The 25,805-nt window shown below is 42.1% G+C and carries 20 protein-coding genes and 1 pseudogene; 13 read left to right on the top strand and 8 right to left on the bottom strand.

Annotated elements, in window-relative coordinates; all coding sequences use genetic code 11:
• Positions 1-75: 75 nt before the first annotated feature.
• The 4 genes from A3K91_RS11800 to ccmE all read left to right on the top strand — a co-directional run bounded on the left by A3K91_RS11800 (position 76) and on the right by ccmE (position 2,704).
• Entirely contained in the window at positions 76-732 is a 657-nt protein-coding gene (locus A3K91_RS11800) for a heme exporter protein CcmB (protein ID WP_167541811.1), read from the top strand.
• 225 nt (positions 733-957) lie between these two features.
• On the top strand, positions 958-1,746 hold the full coding sequence (gene ccmC / locus A3K91_RS11795) for a heme ABC transporter permease CcmC (protein ID WP_062845440.1): 789 nt from the start codon (positions 958-960) through the stop codon (positions 1,744-1,746).
• 16 nt (positions 1,747-1,762) lie between these two features.
• On the top strand, positions 1,763-1,996 hold the full coding sequence (gene ccmD, locus A3K91_RS11790; protein ID WP_062845439.1) for a heme exporter protein CcmD: 234 nt from the start codon (positions 1,763-1,765) through the stop codon (positions 1,994-1,996).
• Between the two features lie 207 nt (positions 1,997-2,203).
• The gene (gene ccmE / locus A3K91_RS11785; RefSeq protein WP_062845438.1) at positions 2,204-2,704 is read left to right on the top strand and encodes a cytochrome c maturation protein CcmE; all 501 of its coding nucleotides are present in this window, start codon (positions 2,204-2,206) and stop codon (positions 2,702-2,704) included.
• 88 nt (positions 2,705-2,792) lie between these two features.
• Here the strand turns inward: ccmE and A3K91_RS11780 are convergent, their stop codons facing one another.
• The 7 genes from A3K91_RS11780 to A3K91_RS11750 all read right to left on the bottom strand — a co-directional run bounded on the left by A3K91_RS11780 (position 2,793) and on the right by A3K91_RS11750 (position 11,361).
• A complete protein-coding gene (locus A3K91_RS11780; protein ID WP_062845437.1) occupies positions 2,793-3,641 on the bottom strand; it encodes an aldo/keto reductase in 849 nt (282 codons plus the stop codon).
• Between the two features lie 386 nt (positions 3,642-4,027).
• Positions 4,028-4,987 carry a MetQ/NlpA family ABC transporter substrate-binding protein gene (locus tag A3K91_RS11775; protein ID WP_062845436.1) on the bottom strand — a complete coding sequence of 320 codons (960 nt, stop codon included), beginning with the start codon at positions 4,985-4,987 and terminating at the stop codon, positions 4,028-4,030.
• 220 nt (positions 4,988-5,207) lie between these two features.
• On the bottom strand, positions 5,208-5,894 hold the full coding sequence (locus tag A3K91_RS11770) for a methionine ABC transporter permease (protein WP_062845435.1): 687 nt from the start codon (positions 5,892-5,894) through the stop codon (positions 5,208-5,210).
• 19 nt (positions 5,895-5,913) lie between these two features.
• Positions 5,914-6,684: a methionine ABC transporter ATP-binding protein gene (locus tag A3K91_RS11765; protein ID WP_062845434.1), complete on the bottom strand. Its 771-nt coding sequence runs from the start codon at positions 6,682-6,684 to the stop codon at positions 5,914-5,916.
• Positions 6,685-6,941: 257 nt separating this feature from the next.
• Positions 6,942-9,065: a sensor histidine kinase gene (locus A3K91_RS11760; protein WP_062845433.1), complete on the bottom strand. Its 2,124-nt coding sequence runs from the start codon at positions 9,063-9,065 to the stop codon at positions 6,942-6,944.
• A 24-nt stretch (positions 9,066-9,089) separates the two neighbouring features.
• Positions 9,090-9,812, bottom strand: a complete 723-nt coding sequence (locus tag A3K91_RS11755) for a response regulator transcription factor (protein WP_062845432.1) — start codon at positions 9,810-9,812, stop codon at positions 9,090-9,092.
• A 298-nt stretch (positions 9,813-10,110) separates the two neighbouring features.
• Positions 10,111-11,361 (bottom strand): efflux RND transporter periplasmic adaptor subunit, encoded by a 1,251-nt coding sequence (locus A3K91_RS11750; protein ID WP_062846007.1) that lies wholly within the window; start codon positions 11,359-11,361, stop codon positions 10,111-10,113.
• A 701-nt stretch (positions 11,362-12,062) separates the two neighbouring features.
• Here A3K91_RS11750 and pilG point away from each other — a divergent pair.
• From pilG to A3K91_RS11700, 9 genes and pseudogenes are all read left to right on the top strand, one after another.
• Positions 12,063-12,440, top strand: a complete 378-nt coding sequence (gene pilG / locus A3K91_RS11740) for a twitching motility response regulator PilG (RefSeq protein ID WP_021813722.1) — start codon at positions 12,063-12,065, stop codon at positions 12,438-12,440.
• A gap of 251 nt (positions 12,441-12,691) precedes the next feature.
• Positions 12,692-13,054, top strand: coding sequence for a response regulator (locus tag A3K91_RS11735; protein WP_062845430.1), 363 nt, complete (start codon positions 12,692-12,694; stop codon positions 13,052-13,054).
• A gap of 3 nt (positions 13,055-13,057) precedes the next feature.
• A complete protein-coding gene (locus tag A3K91_RS11730) occupies positions 13,058-13,588 on the top strand; it encodes a chemotaxis protein CheW (RefSeq protein ID WP_062845429.1) in 531 nt (176 codons plus the stop codon).
• A 516-nt stretch (positions 13,589-14,104) separates the two neighbouring features.
• A pseudogene (locus A3K91_RS11725) lies at positions 14,105-15,175 on the top strand (methyl-accepting chemotaxis protein); the annotation flags it as partial.
• 113 nt (positions 15,176-15,288) lie between these two features.
• Positions 15,289-16,242 carry a CheR family methyltransferase gene (locus A3K91_RS11720; RefSeq protein ID WP_228139865.1) on the top strand — a complete coding sequence of 318 codons (954 nt, stop codon included), beginning with the start codon at positions 15,289-15,291 and terminating at the stop codon, positions 16,240-16,242.
• Positions 16,243-16,272: 30 nt separating this feature from the next.
• Positions 16,273-23,196, top strand: coding sequence for an Hpt domain-containing protein (locus A3K91_RS11715; RefSeq protein WP_062845426.1), 6,924 nt, complete (start codon positions 16,273-16,275; stop codon positions 23,194-23,196).
• Positions 23,186-24,190, top strand: coding sequence for a chemotaxis protein CheB (locus A3K91_RS11710; protein ID WP_062845425.1), 1,005 nt, complete (start codon positions 23,186-23,188; stop codon positions 24,188-24,190). Before A3K91_RS11715 ends, A3K91_RS11710 begins: the two co-directional genes overlap by 11 nt.
• Positions 24,191-24,207: 17 nt before the next feature.
• A complete protein-coding gene (locus A3K91_RS11705; protein WP_062845424.1) occupies positions 24,208-24,714 on the top strand; it encodes a hypothetical protein in 507 nt (168 codons plus the stop codon).
• Between the two features lie 148 nt (positions 24,715-24,862).
• Positions 24,863-25,390, top strand: a complete 528-nt coding sequence (locus tag A3K91_RS11700) for a cytochrome b (protein WP_062845423.1) — start codon at positions 24,863-24,865, stop codon at positions 25,388-25,390.
• 123 nt (positions 25,391-25,513) lie between these two features.
• On the opposite strand, the gene minE is transcribed toward A3K91_RS11700, so the two are convergent.
• The gene (gene minE, locus A3K91_RS11695) at positions 25,514-25,804 is read right to left on the bottom strand and encodes a cell division topological specificity factor MinE (RefSeq protein ID WP_062846006.1); all 291 of its coding nucleotides are present in this window, start codon (positions 25,802-25,804) and stop codon (positions 25,514-25,516) included.
• Position 25,805 lies beyond the last annotated feature (1 nt).

The raw sequence follows: 25,805 nt of genomic DNA, 5'->3' as shown, positions 1-25,805 counted from the left end.
GCTACAGACAGGACGATACATGCGATGAAGAAAAGCGCCAATACTATCGAGAACACGTCGCGTGGTATCAGTTTTATGCAGCTATGGGCACGCGAGTGGCAAGTAAAGCAGCAAGGGGCAGTGCAGTGGTTATATCCTTTGGTACTGTTTTTGGTGATTATTACTTTGTTTCCGCTGGCGGTCGGTAGCGAGCCTGCGCTATTACAGCGACTTGGCGTATCCGCTGTATGGATTGCGGCTTTACTATCGCTGGTAATGGGTGTGGATGGTTTGTTTAAGCCGGCCTTTGATAATGGCACCTTGGCACAATTGGTTGTTGCCAAAGCGTCATTGCCATTATGGGTACTGATTCGCTTAGCGATTCACTGGGTATTTAGTAGTGGCATTGTGGCCATACTCAGTTTATTAGCGGTGCCTTTGTTTCAGCTGAGCTGGTTTGAGACCATGATATTAATGGCTTCTATCGTCGCTGGTAGCCCAATGCTGCTAATGCTGTCTGCAATCGCCAGTAGCTTGACGCTATCATTGAAGAATGGTGCAGTGCTAGTGCCATTGATTGCTTTACCTATGCAATTGCCTGTTCTTATTTTTGCAACGGGCGCTGTTGATCTATATGCCACAGGTCTGAATGGTCTACCCATATTGGCCTTGTTATTAGCAGGCAGCATCATTTCAATCTTAGTTATGCCATGGGTGATTGCAATGACTTTAAAAATGGCATGGCTGAACTAAATATGAAACTGTACTGTCAATATATTCTCAAAACTTCTTGTGTTGTCGCTTCATGTATTAACATCGTGGTGAAAACTGGCAATTTTGTTATAATAGTCAATTAAGTACGTAAGCCGTTCTTTGTAGATTCTATCCAGTGTTTAACGCCAGCAGGTTGGCAGATGATAGCGCTCATAATGTGTTATATCGGTCGTCACCAGTAAGCTGTGTAATAGGTTTATTCCCATGCCCAACCTGAATAATGTCTCATCTCCCAGCCTGTGGCAACGCATTTGGCAGGGCTTCTTAACCACTGTGGGTACCAAACAGTTTTTTCGTATTTTTGCGCCTTGGGTTAAGTGGCTTGCGATATTGGCTAGCATTTGCTTGCTAATCGGTAGCATCTGGGGACTTGCTTTTGCGCCCCCTGATTACTTGCAAGGCAATAGCTATCGTATTATCTTTATACATGTACCCGCAGCCAGTCTTGCTATTTCTATCTATTTTACCCTTGCGGTATTGGGTGTGATTTATCTGGTCTGGAAAATCAAGACGGCCAGTTTGGTCGCTCAAGCACTTGCTCCAATGGGGTTCTTGTTATGTGTGATTAGCTTATTGACGGGTTCTATTTGGGCAAAGCCCACGTGGGGCACCTACTGGGTTTGGGATGCACGTTTGACCTCTATGCTGATTTTGGCATTTTTATATGCAGGTGTCATGGCCCTATTTGCCGCTTTTGAACACACAGCCAATCGAGGCAAAGCCGCCGCCATTTTATCCATTGTTGGTGCGGTCAATTTGCCCATTATCAAGTACTCAGTTGAGTGGTGGAATACCTTGCATCAAGGCGCTACCTTTACCTTAACGGCTGCCCCAAAAATGTCGGCAGACATGTGGATGCCATTGCTATTGATGATTATTGGTAGTTATTTGCTGGTCGCAACATTGACTATTTATCGTACCAACACCTTAATCTTGTATCGCGATCAAGGTAAAGCGTGGGTGAAAGAATACATCCGTGGTCAACACAAATAACGGCTAGGAAACTATTATGCAGCCCTATTTTTATAGCGTGTCTGAATTTATTGCCATGGGTAAGCATGGGGTCTTTGTGTGGTCTTGTTGGGCAATCACGATTGGCGTAATACTGGTATTTATTATCTACAGCCGTCGCCAAAGACAAGCACTGATTAAGCAGTTGACCATTCAGCAAGCGCGTCAAGCACAGCGTACCGCCAAAGTACCAACAACTGTGACAAAGGCTTCACTCGAGTCTAACAAATAAGAAAATCTTCCTAATATCATAAAGATATGCTTTTTTAAGTCCTCATAAGGCTTATGGATTTGTGCGAAAAATGCTACCATATAGCCACCAGAAGAGTACGATTAGAAAGACATTTTTGGCACGTTTTTCTAATGGTAGTTTCTTCAATATTTTTTGTTTTATAGATTGGTAGTTTGTAAAACAATGAGTCATCAATGAGGTAGTGGTATGAACGCAGTTCGTCGCAAAAAACTGATGTGGGTTATGTTTACACTTGCAGGGGCGGCGATAGCCGTGGTGCTAGTGCTTTACGCCATTGGTCAGCAAACCGATTACTACTTTGACGCGACAGCCATTGCGCAAGGCGAAGCACCGCAAGATAAACGTATTCGCGCAGGGGGTATGGTGGTGGCAGGTAGCGTTCAGCGTGCGCCAAATGATCCACTGAGTATTGAGTTTGCGATTACAGATTTTAAATCGACTGTACCTGTGACTTATCAAGGTATCTTGCCTGATTTATTTGCTGAAAACTCAGGAGTTGTTGCCACTGGCAAAATGCAGGGCGATACGTTTGTTGCTGGAGAAGTATTGGCCAAGCATGATGAAAACTATATGCCACCTGAGGTTGCCAAATCAATGAAAGAAAACAACCGTAGTGGCGCTATTCCTTCTTCTGAACAGTACAATCCTGCTGAAAAAGTGCATGAGACTCAAACGCTCCAGCAATAAAGACAAAAAAATTGTCTCAATATAAAAAAGCCACCGATAGTATCGGTGGCTTTTTTAGGAATTATCATTTAATAGTAGCAATGCGCTATTAGTCATCCCAAACAGGGCTATAGTCAGGATGTTCAATTTTGCGGCCATCAGAACGCGCTAAGCTACCAAGCTTGTCTAGTTCGTCTGCACTCAGCTCTACCTTGATAGCGTCTAAGTTTCCTTGTAAGTGATCAGGGTTAGACGTTTTTGGAATAGCGACACGATGCTTGTCAGACAAGATCCAAGCGAGCGATATCTGTGCAGGTGTTACTTTATGCTTATCGGCAATCTCTTTAATAATGTCATTATCAAAGACGTCGCCACGGGCTAATGGAGAATAAGCTTCCAACAAAATATGATGATTATTCAGAAAAGTTTGCAAAGTATTTTGTTTGATAAACGGATGAAACTCAACTTGGTTTACGACAATAGGGACGTCAGCATGTTTTTCTGCTTCAATGATATCGGCAATATTAAAGTTAGAAACACCAATGTGTCGAGTCAGGCCTTGTTTTTGTAGCTCACATAAGGCAGGAATCGTTTCAGACAATGGGACGCGGTCATCTGGCCAATGCAGTAGTAATAAGTCCACATAATCTGTATCTAGGTTTTCTAGAGAACGCTTCGCCGCTTCTGCCAATTTTTCTGGCTGAAACTTCATATCATCAGGAAAAATCTTAGTGGTCAAAAAGAATTTATCGCGAGCCACACCTGACTGTTTAATGCCTTGTCCGACTTCTTTTTCATTGTCATACGCTTGAGCGGTATCAATGTGCTCATAGCCCATCTCTAATGCTTTTTTTACGACGGCAACGCAGTCTTGGCCCGTTGATTGCCAAGTACCTAAGCCAAGTACAGGGATGTTTGCTTTTCCAGCGGTACGCATATTATAAGTTTTAGCACTCATATTATTATCCTTATTTATTGTGGTTTTATCATTTCTTGTCTGCCTTAAAGAATTAACGGATCAAGTTGTTCAGCAATGGTTTAATATCATTAAGTCTTAATCTGACCAACGGTCAATATAGCTAAACTTAAGCACGATTAGATCGCTGTAAGCTTCATCCGTATATTCAGCTTGTCCACTATAAGAAAAACTCAGCCAAAGTGAAAGAGTAGGTGACGGTTTCCTACAAAGGACAAACAGGTTGTAACGTCATTTTTAGTATCGGGTTAGCTCTTTTATAAATACAATGTCAAAATCCGCGCCATAAAAAACGCCCATCGCGTTACACAATGGGCGTTCAGAATCTAAAAGCTATGCTAGCTTCTAGCAGGTTCTAACATAAAAACTTACTGTGCAGGGGCTTCTGCAGGCGCTGTACTTGCAGCAGTATCTGTATGGGCGCTATGATCCGTTCCCCACATTTTTGGATACTTATAACCTGGGAAAGTTTCGTGAGCATACTTTTTAAATGCTTCTGAGTTATAAGCGTTGGTCACGTCCTCAACCCATTTTTTGCCCACGTCAGCAGACTTGATAGCTGACCAGTTAACATAAGCAAAACTTGGCTCTTGGAATAGAGCGCTTGATAACTCGATACCAGAATCGGTTGCATAGTTACCATTGATAACAGCGAAGTCAACTTCATCACGAGCGCGCGGTAACTGAGCTGCTTCTAGCTCAACGATGTTGATCTCGTATTTACTGTTGTCAGCGATATCCGTTTTCGATGCCGTCAATGGATCGATATTGTCTTTTAGTTTGATCCAGCCAAGATCGTTCATCATAACAAGGGCGCGAGCAAAGTTACTTGGATCATTTGGTGCAGAAACACTCATGCCTTTATAGGCTTCATCAAGACTGGTTTTTTTACCAGAGTAGATACCAAGTGGCGCGGTTGGTACTTGGAATGCTTCGACCAGATCAAGATTGTTCTCTTTTTTGAAGTTATCAAGGTACGGTTTGTGCTGGAAAATATTGATGTCCAAGTCACCCTCTGCCAAGGCAAGGTTCGGGCGCACATAATCAGTAAAAGCGACTAACTCAACTTCATAACCTTGTGCTTCAAGTGAGCTCTTAACTTGGTTACGTACCATATCAGCAAAGTCGCCTTCGGTCGTACCGATAACGATTTTTGTATGCTCAGGATCGATATCGCTCGCAGCAGTTTCGGCGGTAGCGCCTTCTGTCACTGGCTCTTTGGTGGCTTCTGGTGCTGATGAATTGCTGCAACCAACCAATACTAGGCCTGATACGCCAACGGCAGCAAAAGCAGTCGCCAACTGACGGCTGATATCTGTTAATTTCATGGAACTTCCTTAATAATAGAGAGTAGAAAACAAAATCTGCCCATTAAAAAAGCAACATTATCATAATGCTGCTAAGTTAACGGATGTTAAATTAGTGACAAAATTAAAGGGTCTCAGTAACAAAGTCAAGCATTTTGCTTAGGACAAATGCGCATTAAACCCTCGTATTTATTCATAATAAGAGTATGTTATACCTTCTTATTACTTTTTATAAAGGAGGTTATCGTTTGTCCATGCGGTTAGCTAGCCAGTTGCCAGAGGCTTGAATCGAGATGACCATGATAGATAGCACCAGAACGATAAAAACCATTACTTCCGTTTGATAACGATAATAGCCATAACGAATTGCCAAGTCACCTAGACCGCCGCCACCAATCATACCTGCCGCTGCCGAATAAGATAGCAAGCTGATACAAAGAATCGTTACTGACAATATCAGACCAGAGCGCGCTTCATTCAATAAAACTTTGATGATAGTCAAAGGACGTGCGCCCATCGATTCGGTGGCCTCAATAATCCCGCGCGGTACTTCACGTAAGTTTTGTTCGACCAGACGGGCAAAATAAAACGAACCGGCGATGGCCAAGACTAAGGAGGCAGCGATTGGTCCGATACCAGTACCTACGATGGCTTTGGTGAAAGGACTCATGGCAATCATCAAGATGACAAAGGGGAAGGCACGCATAAAGTTGGTGATACCGCCAAGTACACCGTATAAGGTTTTGTTTTGCAAAAACTGACGATCGCTTGATAAAAACAGAAACACGCCAAACAAACCACCGATGACGATAGCGACTGTCGTTGAAATGCCGAGCATAATGAACGTATCAATAAAAGCATCCACAATCTCTTTGCGCAGCGCAAACAACTTGTCTATAGAGGCGGATAATTCAGTACCAGTTAACATATTTATTTCTCCTGCCTCATTAGTCCTCAACGACTAAGCCTTTGCCAATCTGGGTAGTTGCCTGTATCAAACCATCTCTTACTTCTGCCACTTCTAGCAATTTGCCTTGATGCAATAATGCAGCACGGTCACACAACCTACGAATAACACTCATCTCGTGGGTCACAATCACAATGGTCACGCCAAGTTGTTCATTGATATCGCGTAGACAGGTCAATAGACTGCGGGTCGTCGATGGATCGAGTGCGCTGGTTGGCTCGTCAGCCAATAAGACTTTTGGGCTTGGTGCAATGGCTCGGGCAATACCAACGCGCTGCTTTTGTCCACCCGATAGCTGTGCAGGATAATGACCAGCACGATCTATTAAATCGACAATTTCAAGACATTCCATGACGCGCTTATGAATATCACGGCTGGGATAACCTGACACTGTTAAATTAAAAGCCACGTTATCAAAAACGGTGCGATTAGACATGAGGTTAAACTGCTGAAAAATCATACCAATATTGTGCCGAGCAATGCGTAAGTCTTTGGCAGACAACGTCGTCAAATCAGTCCCATCAATGATGACTTGACCTGAATCTGGACGCTCAAGCATATTAATCAAGCGCAATAGGGTCGATTTACCTGCGCCCGAATAGCCCATTAGACCAAAGATTTCCCCTTGTTTTACAGCGAGAGACGTCGGCTCAACAGCAGTAAACCAATGCGGTTTGCCGTCTTCGTTTTTGATTGATCGGTCGCTTAAAAAACTTTTGGTCACATCGTTTAAGACAATCATGTCATTCATGGAGGGCTCAAAATTCAATAATTTTTTTAATAGTCATGAACGTATTGCCATGCCTCCTTAACAACGTAAAGAAGCCAATTCAATAACAATCGTCAATAACCCTATAATAAGGGGCGTTAATATAGCATATTATTCGGTGTTTTGGATATGCACATCCGTGACTGGCTTATGACTAATCGCTATTAGTGAGGGGTGTTTTGGAGAAGGTAAGTGACGATGATAGCGTTAAAGAATCATAGATTCGATAACGCCATCCGTTAGTTGTGCTGATGATAATGAGGGTCGTGTTTGACAGGTATGATAACCAAAAATCTAGTATGACCATTAACCGTATCGGTAAGAATGCGACCTTGATGGGCGGTCACAATTTGTGAAACCAATGATAAGCCTAAGCCTGAGCCTTTGTTTTTTTGCTGCAACCGTACAAACGGACTGAACACTTCTTCACGTTTATCCTCAGGAATGCCTGTGCCTTCATCAATAACAGCCAGCACGGCATACTTAGGTAACGGACGTTCTGGTTCAGCTTTGGATTTTTTCAAATGTTTAGAAAATAAGCCTTCTTTACGCGGTGCGCTAGACGCTTCTTCGCCATTCCTAGTCTCATTTTTAGTCACTGCTGAATCAGCGACTGGTTTGTTCGATTTGGGCGTAGTATCAATGTTTTGCATTTTATCGTTACTTCTGACAGTACCATTTTTAGATGTAGTAATCATTTCACCATTTGTGATAGTTGACATATGGTTGTTTTGAGAAGATATTTTTTCCTCAGGAACAGCTCTCCACATGACCTTCTTAATTTTACCCGTCAAATCGTTGGTGAAGCTATGATAGTCTGCAATCAGTGACGACGTACTATTGGATTTGAGTGAATTTTTCACTAAAGTTTTAGATAACTCTACATCAGATGCAGTGCCTTTAGTAGTAGCATCCGCTGAAACGGTACTGGCGTCAAGATTGTCAGCGCTGTTGTCTACATTCACATCAGTATTGCCATCCTCTTCTAACACAAGACTTTCACCATTTCTATAGAGAAGTGGCGCCGGTAACATCGCCTCTGCTGTTTCAGCCTTCATTTTCTCAGTCGGGCTAGACGCGTCATTTTGTTCTGCAGACTCATCGGTATGATTGGGTTGTTCATAAGTATCAAAATCAGAACTGTTATAATCCACAAAGCTGCTGCAAAGCACGGTTTGTAATAGATAGTCAGGAATAACATCCGCTTGATCGACGCTCTGAACGCCATACAGCAATACTGTGACTGGTGGTTTGCCATGAAGCATGGCATTGGTCAATAAGTTACGAATTAAGTGAGTCAGCATCGATGGTTGACCATCGATCATAATGTGCTCACCAATCAAAGTGGCTTCAGGATAATGTTGACGCTCTTGGTTCATAAGGTCATACAAATCCAAGCGCTCCACTTGTTGCAAAGCATGACCAGCATCTAAGCGGCTAACCAGCAAAATGCTTTCTACCAAATCATTAAGCCCTGATAAATCCCGATTAATTGCTTGAGCGCGTTTATCAAACTTTGCTTTGATATCGACGGGTAATGGATCCGTCAGCATATCCATCATCTCTATCTGCAAACGGATACGAGTGATGGGCGTACGCAATTCATGCGAAGCGTGCGCCAATAGTAAATTATTGGCATCGATAAGATGTTCAATCTTTTGAGCGGCTTGGTTGAAACCACGTGCTAGTGAAGCAATCTCATCATTACCTTGCGCGTTTACCCGCACGGTAAAATCACCATCACCCAATTGTGCCATCTGCTGACTCATCTGATTGATACGCCAAGTAATGGTACGTGCAATCACCCACAGGACGCCTGCCATAATGATGAGCAAGAGCAGCGTACCCGTAAATAAATTTAGGGCAGCAGAAAGTACAGGTTTTTTGGGTGGTAAACGTGATTCATACAGAAGCGTATAACCAGTGCTGCTATATACTTGAGCTTGCTTGGTAGGGGAGGTATCTGCAAACGAAGGAAACACACGGGACAATAAAGAAGGTGGTGCTGGCAATTCAAGTGGTAGGTCACTGTTGTCGGTTTGCATCAACAAACGACCTTCACTGTCATACAAGCCCATCTTTGCTTGCAATGACTCATCAAAAATATCAAAGCTTTTTTTGACCACAGCCAACATAAAGCGTGACTGTAACCTGTTGTCTTTGCTAACAGAGATATTCAGCTCATGCAAAAACGGATCGATTTGACCCAAAATTTGCGTGGCTAGGACTTCGGAGCGAATACCTGCATCTTTGTCATGGACAAGTTGTGTCAATAACACCATAGCAACGGCAAACAAGATAAGAGCCAGCATGACACTGGCAAATAGCTTGGCAAATACGGAACGAAATCCCAACTGCTGCATTAAACCATCTCTTTTATCAGATGCTTATACCTGATCTGTTGCAAATTGATAACCAACGCCGCGTACGGTAATGATTCGTTTTGGCTGACGTGGATTGTCTTCAATCAAAGCACGTAAGCGCGAAATATGTACGTCAATGGCACGATCAATATTGTCTGAGCTGTCGTCGTTTGGCATGGCTTGCCAAAGTTGCTCGCGATTCAGTACTTTACCAGAATGCGTGGCAAAGTAATGCAATAATTGAAACTGATGCGTCGTCAGACGAACAGGCTCATCATCGATGGTGACTTCATGGCTATCAGGGAATACACTCAAACGACCAAACGTTAAGCTATCTGATTGGCTGTCTGCTTGATTGGGCTGTTCGTGCCGACGAATAACCGCACGAATACGTGCCAATAGTTCACGTGGCTCAAATGGCTTAGCGATATAATCATCAGCACCCATCTCAAGACCTAAAACGCGATCTGTGGTATCACCTTTCGCTGTCAACATGATGATTGGCACTTTATTGGTCATGTTGTTTTTGTTACCGCGAATCTTTTGACACACTTGCATACCGTCCATATCAGGCAGCATTAGATCGAGTACAACCAAATCAATTTCACGTTCTTTGGCATCTAATAAGTCAAGTCCTTCCTGACCAAGTCCTGCATGATGGACATCGTAATAATTCATGGTGAGATAGTCGCTGATTAGCTCAGCCAAATCAGGATCGTCTTCAATCAATAAAATTTGCTTGCTCATGGGTTATCCTCTAGTTGTTATAGTTACCAAAAGTGTAATACATCTAAATGCTTTATATATCAAATATTTCATATATAGATAGCTTTAACCAATCAATTGTGAGACTTCAAAACATTTAATAGGTTAAGTCATCTGATAGGTATCAAAACCTTAAATAAGCATCAAGATAGACAAAATATAAAATCTAAATACTCGGTTAATGACATATATAATACCGTTATATTGCCTAATTAGGCTGTTACAAAACAAGAGCGGGTTTGTTAATGTTTCTGTGTAATGTAACTGTCGGTGCTGTTAATTAGGAAACGATGACTTTTTTACCATTAGAATCAATAGGTAAGTCTGCCAAACAAATCAGACTGTCATTACTAATGCCTGCAATTAAATATTGTTTTGTTGTAGGATTATATTCTACTACCTCAATAGGCCGACGCATCAAGCGCTGATCTTGTCCAATAATCCATACATTGGCCGTCAAAGGTCTTAGTGGCTTGTATGGTGGCTTTTGTAATTCTGTCAAGTCAACATCGTGAAGCGCACGCTTGGGTACAATTGTACCCACATCTATTTGACCATAGTCCACACGTCCTATGACTTTCATGTTTGGTAATAATGTGGCACGACTGGCTTTGTTTTCAATCACATCCACATGTACTAAAAGCTTTTTTGGTTGACTCGTTGTGGTCAGCTTGCTGATTTGACCGGTAAAATTGTCTGATTGTCCATTCACTGAAAAGTTGACAGTCTGACCAATCGAAAGCTGAGGCTTTGCCTGAATGGGTAATGATGAGACAAAGTACAACTGCGTCTCATCATTCAGCTGTAAAAGAGGCGTACGAGCTGCGAGCTGATCTTCTGCTTTGACCTGTAACCCTTCTACGCGCCCTGCAAAACTCGCACGTATCGTGACCAAGTTATACGGTGATTTTGAATGCGTTTCTTGATCGGCACTATCGGTTACGTCATCTTTAACAGAGACATTGTCATCGTTAGTGGATGAAGATCGTGAAGAGTCTTCTTCTTGTAGATCAGATATTTTGTCTTCAGCCATTATAGATTTGACCGATTGAGATTTATCGTGATTCTCTGGTGGTTTTGTACCACTGGACTCGCTTGTAAGCTCTTGCTCCTGAGTGCGTTTCGCTGGTGTTGAAGTATTGCTTTCTATAGTATCGGGTGAATTTGCTTCGCTGTTGTCTGAACGTACACGTCGAACGATGAGCAATGGCATATCTTTTTCTACCAGCTGACCTTCGGTGACCAATACCTCTTCGATAGTTACTGGGTGTGCAGTCATGAGCTTGACTTGCTTGACAGGTTCAAGATTGCCTTGTAGTCCAATACTAGGCTGATAACGTGATGGTTTTATACTTAATATATGGTCTGGAGCCATGGTGACGCTATCATCGGTAATAACAAGAGGTGTATCTACAGTACTACTATCATCGACCATCACAGATTCGTCGGTAGGTGCAGAGGGCTGACAGGCAGCTAGTATCAAAGCACTGATAAAGTAGGTGCTGGTCTTTAAAATTTGAGAAGCTGTCATCGCAGTCACCATCGTAGTCGTCATTGTATTATATAGTAAATGGCAATGAGGGAAAACGACTGCCAAACCCTTATGCCGCTTACGAAGATAGCGCTTTCAACACCGTGGCGCAATCAAAATAATTACGCTGATAGATAAGTTCTACTGCTTTTATTACTGAACAGTACGAATATTGGATCGTTAATATCTGGAAAAAAATTAATAACTGTGCTAAAACAAGCTTAATGAAATATTACGATACATTTGTATTACAAAATAAAATTATCCAGCAATGTATTTTTCGTTTCTATATAATGCAAAAATATCATAGAGTTGTCACTTTTCTGATGTAGGCTTGCAATCTTTGACAAAAGTGATAGCAAGAAATGATAGTGGCTGAATACAAAATGCGTTAATAGATCTGAAAAAAATACGGCATTTAGAGGCATCAATTGAAGCGTTATTACTCATTTAATAAGCGGATAATCTGCTTTAATTTAGTAAGATTCTTGAGAGAAAAGTGCGTATAGTAACCTATGTTGAAGCCGTATTTGAGAGGCAGATACTGACAGAAGGTAAGTTAGCTGTCGTAACTCATGGTAATGCAAATTTAGCTGTCCATCGTTGTCTAATAATAAGTAGTAGGGCAGATGGAAATAACCGTTAAAATTTTGTATTGATAGATAGCATTAAGAATAAACAGTCGTTTATAGGACAATATGATGGAAAATAATTTTGATGGCTTAAAAGTAATGGTGATTGATGATTCAAAAACCATTCGCCGTACCGCAGAAACCTTGTTACAAAAAGCAGGTTGTGAAGTAGTGACCGCAATTGATGGTTTTGATGCTTTAGCGAAAATCGTTGATAACAATCCAGATATTATTTTTGTCGACATCATGATGCCGCGTTTAGATGGCTATCAAACATGTGCATTAATAAAGAACAATCCAGATTATGCCAACAAACCAGTCATTATGTTGTCGTCTAAAGATGGTTTGTTTGACAAAGCAAGAGGCCGTATTGTTGGATCTGATGAGTATTTGACCAAGCCATTTAGTAAAGATGAGTTGTTTGAGGCAATTAACCAGTACCGCTAGTTTGAATACCTGCAAGTACTGGTTCGACTGGATATTTGCAGATAGGTATGTAGATACCTATTGATATTGATAAGGTTGTAGGGTCAAGTATTTGGTAGTACTTAACCTGACTCATGATTGCTTAGTATTTAGTCGCAACTGTAAAAAAATTACGTCGCCATTCATTTTTGGCCTGTTATTTCTATGCAGCTTGTCTCAATAAATCTATTAATATATCCCAAAGGATATCTTTGAAAACAAAGGAAATTCCCATGACTACTGTCTTAGTCATTGATGACTCACCATCTGAAATGGCAAAATTCCGCGACATGCTTGCCAGACATAATTTTAAAGTATTAGAAGCGATAAATGGCGAGCAGGGCTGTCAAATGGCGGCGGAACATTTACCAGATGTTATCTTAATGGATGTGGTCATGCCTGAGATGAATGGCTTTCAGGCAACTCGAAAAATAACTCGTGGTAAAACCACCGCTCATATTCCTGTGATTATGATTAGTACTAAAAACCAAGAGACCGATAGGGTTTGGGGTAAGCGTCAGGGTGCTAAAGAGTACATGGCGAAACCAATTGATGAGAATGGTTTGGTGAATATCATTCATAAAGTAATGGGGTAGCTTGTGGCTTCCAAAGGATTCATTGAGCTTCTGCGTCTAGCCGATCTGGCACGTGCTCGCAAAAGTGGCCGTCGCGGTGGACAAGAGTATGACTGGCAAGGTGTGGTCTTTGAGATTGGCGGGCAGCGTTTGGTCGCGCCAATGGGTCAAGTCTCAGAAGTTTTGGCCATGCCAGAGTATACAAGCTTGCCTTTAGTCAAGCCTTGGATGCTGGGTATCGCCAATATCCGTGGTCGTTTGTTACCCATAACAGATTTGTCTCAGTTTTTACAAGTGCCGAGCCGCTTAGCACAAATGAGCCAGCGTAAAGTGATGGTTATAGATCATGGTGATTTTTTCTCAGGGCTATTGGTAGATCAGGTTATTGGTATTGAGCAGTTTACTCAGGATCAATACCGCGCAGAAGCCATTGAATCAAGTTCGCCCTTTGCTCCTTATAATCATGGCAAATTTTTTAAAAATGAGCAGGACTGGTATGTCTTTATGCCAAGTCTGCTCGCGCAAGATCCGCAGTATGCTGATGCTGCAATATAGCCGTCGATGATAGCCTAATTGGCTATTATATTGATGACAAAATAATGGCGAATGACATGATACGCTTGGATGTCAGCATTCATACAGACTTTGTTGATCACTGTTTCTTTTATAACAGTAAGATTGTCAAAGTCACGATAAGACTTTGACAATTGTCTGAAAGGAATACGTACGATGAGTGATGTTATAAATAAATCTGCAACTGGTACGACCAAAACAGCAGTAGATAGCAAAGATGCGAATGGTATGTGGAGAGTGTTATTAGGCGTTTTTGTTCTAATAAGTGTGGCTTGTCTGATCTGGCTGGTCAATTCACTGTCGTCAGTGAGTCAGTATTTAGTAGATTTCAATCAAGCTGTGGTGTTACCTGTGGCGATATTTGTCGTAGGGGTGCTGGGAACCTTATTTGCTCTTTATAATTTGCTTAAGCAACGCGGTGGCTCGGAGCGGTTACTCATCGAAAAAGAAACCTTACGTCGTCGTCAAGAAGCAGAAGCAGAGTCTGAGCGTGCTCGTCAAATTCAAGAAGAGAACGAACGTAACCAGATAGCTATTCTACGTTTACTAGATGAGTTGGGAGATTTGGCAGAAGGGGATTTGACTGTCAATGCAACGGTATCAGAGGATTTTACAGGGGCGATTGCTGACTCTGTTAACTTCGCAATTGACCAGTTGCGTCAGTTGGTATTGGTTATCAACAATACGGCTGTTCGCGTCTCGCAATCTTCAGAGCAAACACAGATGAATGCAGTTGAACTTGCTGAAGCTTCTGAACACCAAGCTCAAGAAATCGCAGGTGTATCAGCAGCTATCAATGAGATGACAGTGTCGATTGACCAAGTTTCAAATAACGCGGCAGAATCTGCAACTGTTGCTCAGCGTTCAGTAGCTATCTCTCATAATGGCGCGGCGGTTGTACAGCGCTCTATTGAAGGTATGAATGTCATTCGAGATCAGATTCAAGAAACGTCTAAGCGTATCAAACGCCTTGGTGAGTCTTCACAAGAAATTGGCGATATCGTCGGCTTGATCAATGATATTGCTGATCAGACCAACGTTTTGGCATTGAACGCGGCTATTCAGGCCTCAATGGCTGGTGAAGCAGGTCGAGGCTTTGCCGTTGTTGCTGATGAAGTTCAACGTCTTGCTGAGCGTTCTGCCAATGCTACCAAGCAGATTGAAACACTGGTAAAAACGATTCAGGCTGATACCAATGAAGCGGTAATGTCGATGGAGTCAACCACGTCCGAAGTCGTACGTGGTGCGCGTTTGGCAAAAGATGCTGGTGAAGCACTAGAAGAAGTTCAGAGCGTTTCTAATACTCTAGCTGATTTGATTCAGAACATCTCAAATGCAGCAATGCAACAGGCCGAATCTGCTGGGCACATTTCACAAACCATGAATATCATTCAAGACATCACTTCACAAACCTCATCTGGTACGATGGCAACAGCACGTTCTATTGGTGAGTTAAGTGAAATGGCTGCTGCACTTCAAGAGTCAGTGACAGGCTTTAAGGTATCGAATGATGATGAGCTATTGGATACTGAATTACTCGAGAGAGAGATGTTTTCAGAAAATGTTTGAGAATAAGTCTTTACCTAATTATGTATAAGAGGGTAAGTGTTTTTCATACTAATGTATTCATGAGCAAGCTGTGCGAGTAAGAATAACGTGCAGCTACAAACATAGTAGGTGACGTGAATAATTTGACTCGACCAGACAGCTGTTTACCTGAAACATCAAAATCCGTATTGGCGAGAGCTTTAATGTCAGAAGACTATATTGATGTGCAGCAGTGGCAAAAATATATAGAACAAGAGATTGGCTTTGTTTTACCAGATGTCCAATTGCAGTGGCTGACCAATGCAATTAACCATACAGCGTCATTGCATGGGTTGAGCATTACAAAGCTTTGGGATCAAGTACCAAATAATAGCGCAATACGTCAGCGTTTATTGGACAAAGTATTGATTCACGAAAGCCGTTTTTTTCGCCATATGCCGTCTATAGAGTTTGTTATAAAGTGCGCTTTAGAGCATCAGCAGCAACTGCTTATTGATACCCATATTGATAGAGTTCCTAACGAATTGTTTCGAATTTGGAGTGTGGGGTGTGCTTGTGGGCAAGAAGCTTGGTCACTTGCAATGAGCTTGGCATCGGAGCAGCTGACGAACTACTCAATTTTGGGTACTGACGTCAGCCAGCAAGCAATTGCAAAAGCAAGATTGGGGCGGTATGACAGTCGACAGCAGTTGTTGATACCACAGCGATACCAGCAGTTTGTTCGGCCATCGAGTACTAAAATTACAACTGATACTCCAAATTCAACTGATTCTGCTACGATCAGAATAAACACCGAGTCCCAGTGGCAAGTTGCACCAGTTTTACAGCAGCATGTAGATTTTGCTTTACACAATGTTATTGAACAACAACCACCCACCTCACATCTTCAACATGTGATTATCTGTCAAAATATGCTGCTCTACTTTCGTAAATTTGATCAGCGAGATATTTTAACCAGGCTATCAGAGCAGTGTGTGTTAGGTGGATATATTATATTGGCTCCCGGTGAGGCGTTGTTTTGGCGTCCTTCAAATATGCGCCGCATTGCGCACCCGCAAGTGAATGTGTGGCAAAAAATCAGTGCCTAAATTAGCGCCTAAACGAGTTAGGATCAATCTATGAAAAACCAGCCCAATAACATAGTGACGCTTGAGTGGTTGTTACCACTGTTTAATCAACAATTATCACAGATATCTGATGGCTGGCAATCAGGGACTGATGACATTAATCAAGATCAAATAGTAGAGAGCTATCACCAAGTAAGTGGTGCCCTCACCATGGCTCGTCTTCCTTTACTTGCCAATCTTGCTAGTCATTTAGGTTTATTGGCACAATCCATCGGCCATGAAGGCCTCTCTACTTATCACAGCCGTATTGGTCAGTTCTCTCATAAATTGTTGCAGCGCGAGCTAAACCAATATTCGCATACAGGTAGTTATCATAGTGATTTAATTCAGAAAACAGTGGAAGGGCTCGCCCAAGCGCTGTCGAAATTGGGTATAACGACAAACTTGCCTCTGCACTTCATTGGTAGTCAGTATGAGAAAGCATACAGTCACCTTATCGAAGATACTATTTTTGATAGTATTGAGGCCATAATACCAGCAAATAGCGTGACCGCTGATCTGACTGACCATCATTATCAACAGTTACTTCTAGTCTGGCGAAAGCAAGTACAAACCTTATTGGTGACCAATACCAATCAACCCTCTTTGTTGGCAGTTTTAGAAAAGGTTAGTCAGTACTTGTGGCAGACCACACAGAACAGAGACGTAAAACACCTCTGGTATCTGACTGAGATATGGTTGAGAGATCTTGCACGCAATAATACGCCTCTACCTGAACACTATGCTGCATTATTAAATCAGCTTGAGCAAGCCATTGCGTCTTTCAATCAACACTCTGATGAGGTGTTGTCCAATTTTATCAAAAATTTGATCATAAACGTCTATATTGAGTTGAGTGGGCTGACAACAAGTAGCGAGCGTACTCAATCAGTATTGAGTCACTTGTCGCAGAATACATCGACAGCGTCCCGCTTTTTACCGCGAATCCTCAGCGCCCTTGAAACCCTCATTTTTAATCTCGATGAACCTCAAACGCTCTTAGTTCCTTTGCAAAAAATAAAGAACCAACTTGAAGGCCGAGGCTGGACGTATTATGGATTGCAAGTTGAGACACTCCTGATAGAGATAGAGCAGGCTTTGTCCTCAGAGACAGGATTTGTACAAGTACAGTGGCAAATTGAGCAAAAGCTGCAAGCGTTATATGACGCTATTTATAATACAGAACAGACGATATCTCTTAAGATAGGAGGTGCAACCTCTTTTGTTTCGTCATCTGAATTGCCTTATCGTATCGATATGCAAGCGCCAGATAGCTATGACGCCAACACTGCTGGTGAAAACTTACGTGAGCTGCGCATCGCGGTAGAAGAAGTAAAGCAAAGTTTTAATGATTACTTGCAACGTCAAGATATTCATTTATTGCCAAATGAGGCTGAATTTGCTCGCATTGGCGAATCTTTTGCTGATATGGGTTTGCCTATAGTGCGTCAAACCATCGAGGACGTGGCCGGTATATTTACGCAGTTGGTCATTCATAATATTGAGGTGCTTAGCTGGGATGTCACGCAGGCATTGGCGGAGGCATTGACTTCTATTGAGCTGTTGCTTGATTACCTTGCCCAACAAGTTTTTGACGAAACAGTATTAACACAAGCAAATGAATATGCCGCTCGAGCTGCACAGCTACTTGCGCTTTACATTGAGGCACCAGAGAAAATTGACGACATCTTTTTGACTCAAAAACCTGTCGCAACTGACGTCCTTCGTTATGATGATAATGGTGAGATTTCTCCGGTTAGTCATCCGCACTTAACTGCGCAGATTTTAACCGATACAGACGATCAGAGTGTAAAAGAGCAAGATACGTCTGATATCCGCAATAAGACAGAAAGTGCAGCTTTAGCACAAGTTCGCGCAGCCATTAAAGCGGATAGTTTTGAGATGGACGCAGAGATTCGCGACATCTTTATTGAAGAGGTGACGGATGTCATCACTGACCTCACAGACTTTCTACCTATCTGGCAGCAAGACAAACAAGATTTGACCCCACTTACTGAGGTGCGTCGAGGTTTCCATACCCTAAAAGGCTCAGGCCGTATGGTTGGTGCTTTTAGTATTAGTGAAATGGCTTGGTCAATTGAAAGTTTGCTCAACCGCTTGTTAGACCATACTTTGGCTGTCACAGATGACGTGGTTAATCTGGTTACAGAAACTGTAAGCATTCTGCCTGTATTACTCGCAGATTTTGAGGCACAGCGGGCGCCAAGCTTAGATCCAGCAGTCATCGTTTTAAAAAGTCAAAATCTAATGGCAAAGCAGCCTATCAATACGGGTCTCGCTATCTCTGATACCGTTCTAATAGACCAACAAGTAGAATCGGATGACGCTTCTTTTGGACTAGAAGACGGCTTAGAGTTTGAAGTACCGAATCCAACTGACCATGTAGAAACATCTGAAATACTTAGTGCAGTTAGTGAGTCTCACCTAACAAAGCATGATGAAAGAGATGTGTTAAAACCTTTATCGATTTCTGAGATTCCAGCAGTACTCATGCCTTTTATGCAAGAAGCTGAGCAGTTGCCAGCCGATGCAAGCGATGCAGATCCTGATATTAAAGAAATATTTATAGAAGAAGCCAAGGAAGTATTGGCTGAAATACTTCCTTTGTATGAGTATTGGCAACTGTCTCCTACAGATTTAAGTGGGCTGACAGATATCCGCCGAGGGTTCCATACCTTAAAGGGGTCAGGTCGCATGGTGGGTGCTCACTATACTGCTGAGCTGGCTTGGGCCATAGAAAATATGCTCAATCGTATCTTGGATCGTAGTATCGCTGTGACAGATGATATGTGTCAGCTGGTTACAGAGGTATTAGCTGCTTACCCGACCATGCTAAATGTATTTGAAAACAACAAGCAAAATTATCCTGCTATGATACCTCTATGGATTGCTTGTGCGAATGCCTACAGTAAACAGCAAGGTGATGCCTTTAGTTATGCTGAGTTATCTGCCAAGCAATGGGAACAAGCGACAAACGATCTTGAAGATAAAGACAGTAAAGATTCAATATTGTTGGATGAATTAGAAGAGGATAACGAAGAGATAGATATTGCACTGCAAAACATCAACTCTGTGAATGAAATGATCGCAGAAGCTCCCATTGTTCTAATCCCTCAAAGTGAGCAAGAAAAAGCATTTTTTGAGATTTTTATCGACGAGGCAGAAGGATTGTTACGCGATATCGATCGATTCGTTGATGTGCATCAAGATCAAACTCATATTGAAGTCACAGATGATATTGTACGGGCATTTCATACGTTGAGAGGAGCTTCTGGTTCTAGTGCACTGGCTGCTATTAGCGAAGTTAGTGCAACTATTGAGCAGAGCTTAGAGCAGTTGCAGCAACAAGATATAGCCATGAACACTCAGCATTTAGAGGCTTTGGCCAAATCGTCTACGTTGATGAATGGTTATTTGCATAGCTATGAACAAAACTTCCAGATACAAGACATGCAGATGCAAGACACGCAAAGTCAGCATGACATAGCATCATTGCAAGCCATGCTTGGTGAAAAAGACTATGTTAAAGAGACGGAATACATATCTGATAACAAACCGACGATAGCACAGCTATTAGACAACAATATTGACGAGTTGTTAGATGCTGAGTGGGAATTGGACAATGCGCTCAATCATTCTGAAATAGAGCAAGTTCAAGATTATATAGAGCAACAAATATCACAAATAAAGCATTTATCTGATAAGGCAAAAAACTTTCCAAAATTTACGGCCATCCTAACTGAGCTTGGTCATGCTTATGCCTATTTGCACGATCATCTTAATAAAGTAAAAGATACAGAGACTCAAGCCATACTACATGCTGGACATGCTCAGTTAGTGGGATTGTTCGATGCATTGGCTGGTAGTACCTCATTAAAAATAGACAAACAAGTACTCGAAGATTTGCAAAGTATTTACCAAACAGATGAGCACAACAATGAAGACGCTTTTATTGTTCGTACTGTGCCAGTACCAGATATACAACTTGAATCTATTGATACCGATGCTGAGCTACTAGAGATCTTTTTAGAAGAGGCGCAGGAGCTGGATACAGCCCTAGACGAAAGCTTTAATAAGTGGCGTGCAGATATTAGCAATATCAACGCATTAAAGGTCTTACAGCGACATTTGCACACCATCAAAGGTGGTGCACGAATGGCAGGTATCCGCAGTATTGGCGATCTGACGCATGAAGCGGAAAGTATCTATGAAGCCTTCGTAGAAAACAGAAAAGCGCCAACCGTGCAGTGGTTAGAGATTATGCAACGAGTGCAAGATACCATATCTTTGCAAGTAACGCATATGGTGAATCACAACAAATCATTCTTTACCTCAGAACTTATTGAGCAGCTCCAGCAGTTTGAAAAAGCAAAAGTATTGCCAGAGATAGTAGAACTCATCATACCAAACCCAAAAAACAATCTTGAAGCGGACACTTATAATACAGCTGCTAACCCCGTTCAAAGTATCGATGACGTGTCTGACACTATCAGCTTAGATAGAATGATTAAGCAGTCATGGGCGAATGGCTTGCCTGACCCTGACATTTTGGCGGTATTTTTAGAAGAAGCAGAAGAGTTAACCAACCGCAACAAATATCTGCCTATATTCTTAAAAGACACGAGCAATACCACTGTGATACAGGCACTCCAGCGTGACTTGCATACCATTAAGGGTGGTGCGCGAATGGTGACAGCGAGTGGTATTGCTGATTTGGCTCACGAAATGGAGGCGGTCTACAAGGATTTTGTAGATGGTCGCCGTCCTGCCACTAAAAAGGTGGTTGAATTGTTAGTGGCAAGCCATGATTGGCTTGCAGATGCAGTGTCTGTTCTTAGGCAAAATGTCAATCCGCCCGTTCCAGGCTTATTAATCGAAGCATTGCAGCTGTTTAGCAAAAATCCTGATGGGTTAAAGCATATTCCAAAAGAGTCATTACAAGCACAGCGAGAAGCGATTCTTATTGCTAAAGAAAAGCAAGATTCCCAGTATTTGGCAAAAGATATTAGCGAGATGCCCTCCATGCTCAGTAGTAGTGTTACTGAGGACGATCAGAGTGTGAGCAGTAATGAGATGATTCGTATCTCAGGCGGTCTGATTGAGCATATGATCAATCTATCTGGAGAGTCAGCGATTAACCGCGCTCGTATCGATATGGGTATCAGTAGCTTGACCAACAGTATTGAGGATATGGGCATCACTGTACAGCGACTGGCTGATCAATTACGCCGAATGGAGATTGAGCTAGAAGCACAAATACTATCGCAAATCGATGATGAGTTGATTAATAATGAAGATTTTGACCCGCTAGAAATGGATCAATATTCGTCTTTGAATCAGCTATCAAAATCTTTGACAGAATCTGCCTCAGATTTGATTGATATTAATCACACATTATTAGAAAAGACCCGTGATAGCGAAAGTTTGCTATTACAGCTATCGCGTACGCAAACTGAGCTGCAAGATGGTCTCATGAATTCGCGTATGGTGCCATTTACGCGTTTGACACCGCGCCTTGAGCGTATCGTGCGTCAGACTGCCAACGAGCTTAATAAGTCTGTCGAATTGACAATCATCAATGCTGATGATGAGATGGATAGAACCATTCTAGAACGTATTACCTCGCCACTTGAGCATATGCTACGTAATGCGGTTGACCATGGTATCGAAAACACTTCGACGCGTCTAAAAGCAGGGAAGGAGCGTAGCGGGCATATCACGCTTGAAGTACATCGCGAAGGTAGTGAGATTGTTATTCAGCTGATAGATGATGGTCGTGGAATCGATGTAGAAGCAGTACGTAGCAAGGCGATTGCTCAAGGTCTTATTGATGCAAATGATAATAGCCTTACTGATCTTGATGTCATGCAGTACATCTTCAATGCAGGATTAAGTACCAGCACACAAGTGACCCAGATTTCAGGTCGCGGCGTAGGTATGGATGTGGTCATTAGTGAAATTCGTCAACTGGGCGGCGTGGTATCGGTTGTCTCAGAACTTGGCAAAGGGTCGCATTTTACGATGCGTTTGCCACTAACAGTTGCGGTGTCTGATGCGTTGGTGGTTCGAGCAGCAGATCGTTACTATGCCATACCTTTGGTGCAAATTGAGCGTGTGGTGCGTGTCAATCCAGAGAAGCTTTATGATTATTATCAGTCAAATGAAGCCACATTAAGCTTTGAAGATGTTGACTATCGAGTGCGCTACTTAAATGAGATTTTATCCGGTAATAAACTCAATGAGCTGGTCGTCAACACCAATACCAGTCTACCGCTGATTCTTATTAAGAACCGTACTGGTCATAATATTGCACTACAAGTCGATCAAATCGCAGGCTCTCGTATCGAAGTGGTGGTAAAACCTTTAGGACAGCAGTTGTCTCATATACCAGGGATTTCTGCTGCAACTATTATGGGTGATGGCTCAGTCATGCTGATCTTAGACCTGATTGCATTAATGCGTAATGTACAACTAGGGAGAAACCTCTCAAACGCTGATGACTTTAAGCGCGGGCGTATAGAGTCTAAATCAACCATCTTAGTGGTTGATGACTCAGTGACTGTACGTAAAGTAACGTCGCGTTTCTTAGAGCGTCAAGGGTTCAATGTGGTGGTTGCAAAAGATGGTATCGATGCGATTGATATATTACAAGACACGACACCAGATATGATACTACTAGATATTGAAATGCCGCGTATGGATGGTTTTGAGGTGGCAACTCAGGTCAGACACAATAAGCATTTGAAACATATCCCAATTATCATGATCACATCACGTACGGGTGAGAAGCATCGTGAGCGTGCTTTGGAGATTGGTGTAAACGATTACATGGGTAAACCATTCCAAGAACAAGAGCTACTAAATAAAATCCAGAGAATACTGGGTAAAGAGGTCAGCTTGACTCATGAAGGATAATGCCAATAGGTTAGAACTAAAAGAAAAAAACAAAGAAAGTGTTAAGGTGATGGTCATTGCAGAAGACCATCACCAGCGCATGGCGTTTTCGGATACCGTGCGTAGTTTTGGCCTAATCCTTGTGGGCTGTATGTCACAAGAACAGTTACGAAGAAAAAGCGAGCTTATAGATCCAGCGATTGATATCTGGCTGATAGACAGTGACTATGATGACAATATAGTTGCTGCAACGACGGGCTCCAAAGCGGCGGCTATTTTGATAGGGTTTAGCCAAGCACCTTATCTGAATGAGGCATGGCAATATGCCAAATGGCAGCGTAAGCTCAAACGCAAACTGGCGCATACACTGGCGTTACCCACTTTAATCGATGTGCCAGTTCAAAAAAATGAGAATAAAGATAGAGAGTGGCAATACGTAGTATTTTTAGGTGCTTCTATGGGCGGACCTAGTGCGATCAAAGAATTCTTGGATAATTTGTCGCCCATGCTACCCGTTTGTCTGTTATTGGCCCATCATTTTAATAACGCCATGATTGGTACTTTACCACGCGTATTGAATCGCCATAACGATTGGCCTTGTCATATCATTACTTCTTCACAGCGCCTGCGGGCAGGTCAATGTCTTATCGCGCCGATTGATCGACAGATTGTCTGTGATTCGACAGGCCGAGTGATATTATTAGAACAAGAGTGGGTTGGCGAGTACAAACCAGCCATTGGACAGATCCTCAAAAACACCAGTGATGTGTATGGTAGTGAGCTTATCAATATTATATTTTCTGGTATGGGCAACGATGGTTCTCAATATTTAGATCTTATTCAAGACAATCATAGCCAATTATGGGTGCAAGATCCAAGTTTGAGTGCTTGTCCCAGTCAGCCTCAAGCTATTATTGACTCAGGATATTGCGATTTTATCGGTAGTCCAGCCGATTTAGCAAAAAAATTGACAGATTATATTAGTGAACGGGCAGTGACTGCCTCTTTGTCTTAACTTATGGTGAGCGACATATGAAAAAAATCTTGAAACATTCGTTTGAAGCAGTGAGCTTACTGACCACCAATAATGGGATGCTTGATGTCACAATTGTCCCAGCATTTAACCAACCTGATTGGCTGATTCCTAGTAGTTTGATCTTGAGTGTAGACGATTACGATGAGCGTATTTCGTTGTACGACTGGCAGCAACAGGACGTGGTTGTGTTTCATTTATTACCAGAAAATGAGACACCAGATAAGATAATTGTATTAGAAGGTAATACATCGAGTCATCGCTTAGCATTACAAACGGCAGGCGAGCTTCAACAATTACAAGCCCGTATTGCTGAAGTCAAAGATATTGAGCTGCCAGAATCGTTCAATGATACGAAGATTGCAGATAACTCAGAAGCGATGATACCGCTTGACGAAAACGTTGTGCTATCCTATCTTTTTCAAGCCGTTATGATTGATGATAAAGTGTACTTGGTGCCAGACCTAGATAATATTGCTTATCAATTGATTGATTTGGATAGCTAGTTTCTTATTTAGGTTTGGAATGGTCTTTGCGCCAGAGATCATAGCTCAATCCATTCAATTATTTTTAGCTGTTGAATGAATAATGAGTCGCTGTTTGGTCTATATCATTGATAATATATAACTAATGATAAGGGTAATAGGACAGCTCATGAGAAACACAGAGGTAAGTTTGTCAAAATGGTCAGTCAGTAGTCGTATTTTCCATTGGATCAGCGCGGTTTTATTACTGGTCACGTGGTCGATGATACTGTTATACGAAAATCTTGATAATGGTTTTTACATCGGATTACACAAAGCGTTTGGTATCAGTTTACTGTGTTGGATGATAGCACGGGTGATTAACCGCCTATTGACTAAAGCGCCACCATCTGTGCCAATGCCGAAATGGCAAGCTTTATTGGCCCACTTAACACATTTTGGACTGTATGCTCTATTGATTGCGATGCCAATTGCAGGGTTGTTGATGTCGGTTTATGGTGGACGACCAGTGGATATTTTTGGCTTATTTGAGATCCCCGTATTTGTTACGCCAGATCGAAGTTTGGCGCGCTTTTATAATGATTTGCACACGGGTATTATCTGGCCTGCTATTATTACGTTTACGCTTGCCCATATCGGTGCGGCTTTATACCATCAGTTTATCAAAAAAGACAATTTAATCGCACGCATGAAATAGTGAATGCTTCATTAGCGACTGATTGACACCTATACTAGACATGCAATAAAAAAGCCCTCAGTATCATACTGGGGGCTTTTTTAATACGTTATCAAAGCATCAATAACGGATACTTTGATAAGCTTATTTTTTGTGTTCAGGTAAGCTGATGTTCATCTCTAAGACATCTAAGCTGTCCTCAGAACGATGATTGATATTCACATCATCTATCTGAACGCCATTCACGTACTTATTGACCACTTCGAGTATTTCACGTTTCATCTTTTCGATACGATCAGCAGTGAGGCGATTGTTCAACCGATTTTCGCTAGCCACGATAACCTTGAGGCGTTCAGTAGCCAAATTAGCACTGCCTGCGCTATTGCTGTCATCAGTACCAAATAGGCTACTCCAAAATCCTTTTTTCTTAGTCATC

The organism is Psychrobacter alimentarius, assembly GCF_001606025.1.
Classification (GTDB): domain Bacteria; phylum Pseudomonadota; class Gammaproteobacteria; order Pseudomonadales; family Moraxellaceae; genus Psychrobacter; species Psychrobacter alimentarius.
This window is presented reverse-complemented; position numbering and strand designations above follow the sequence as displayed.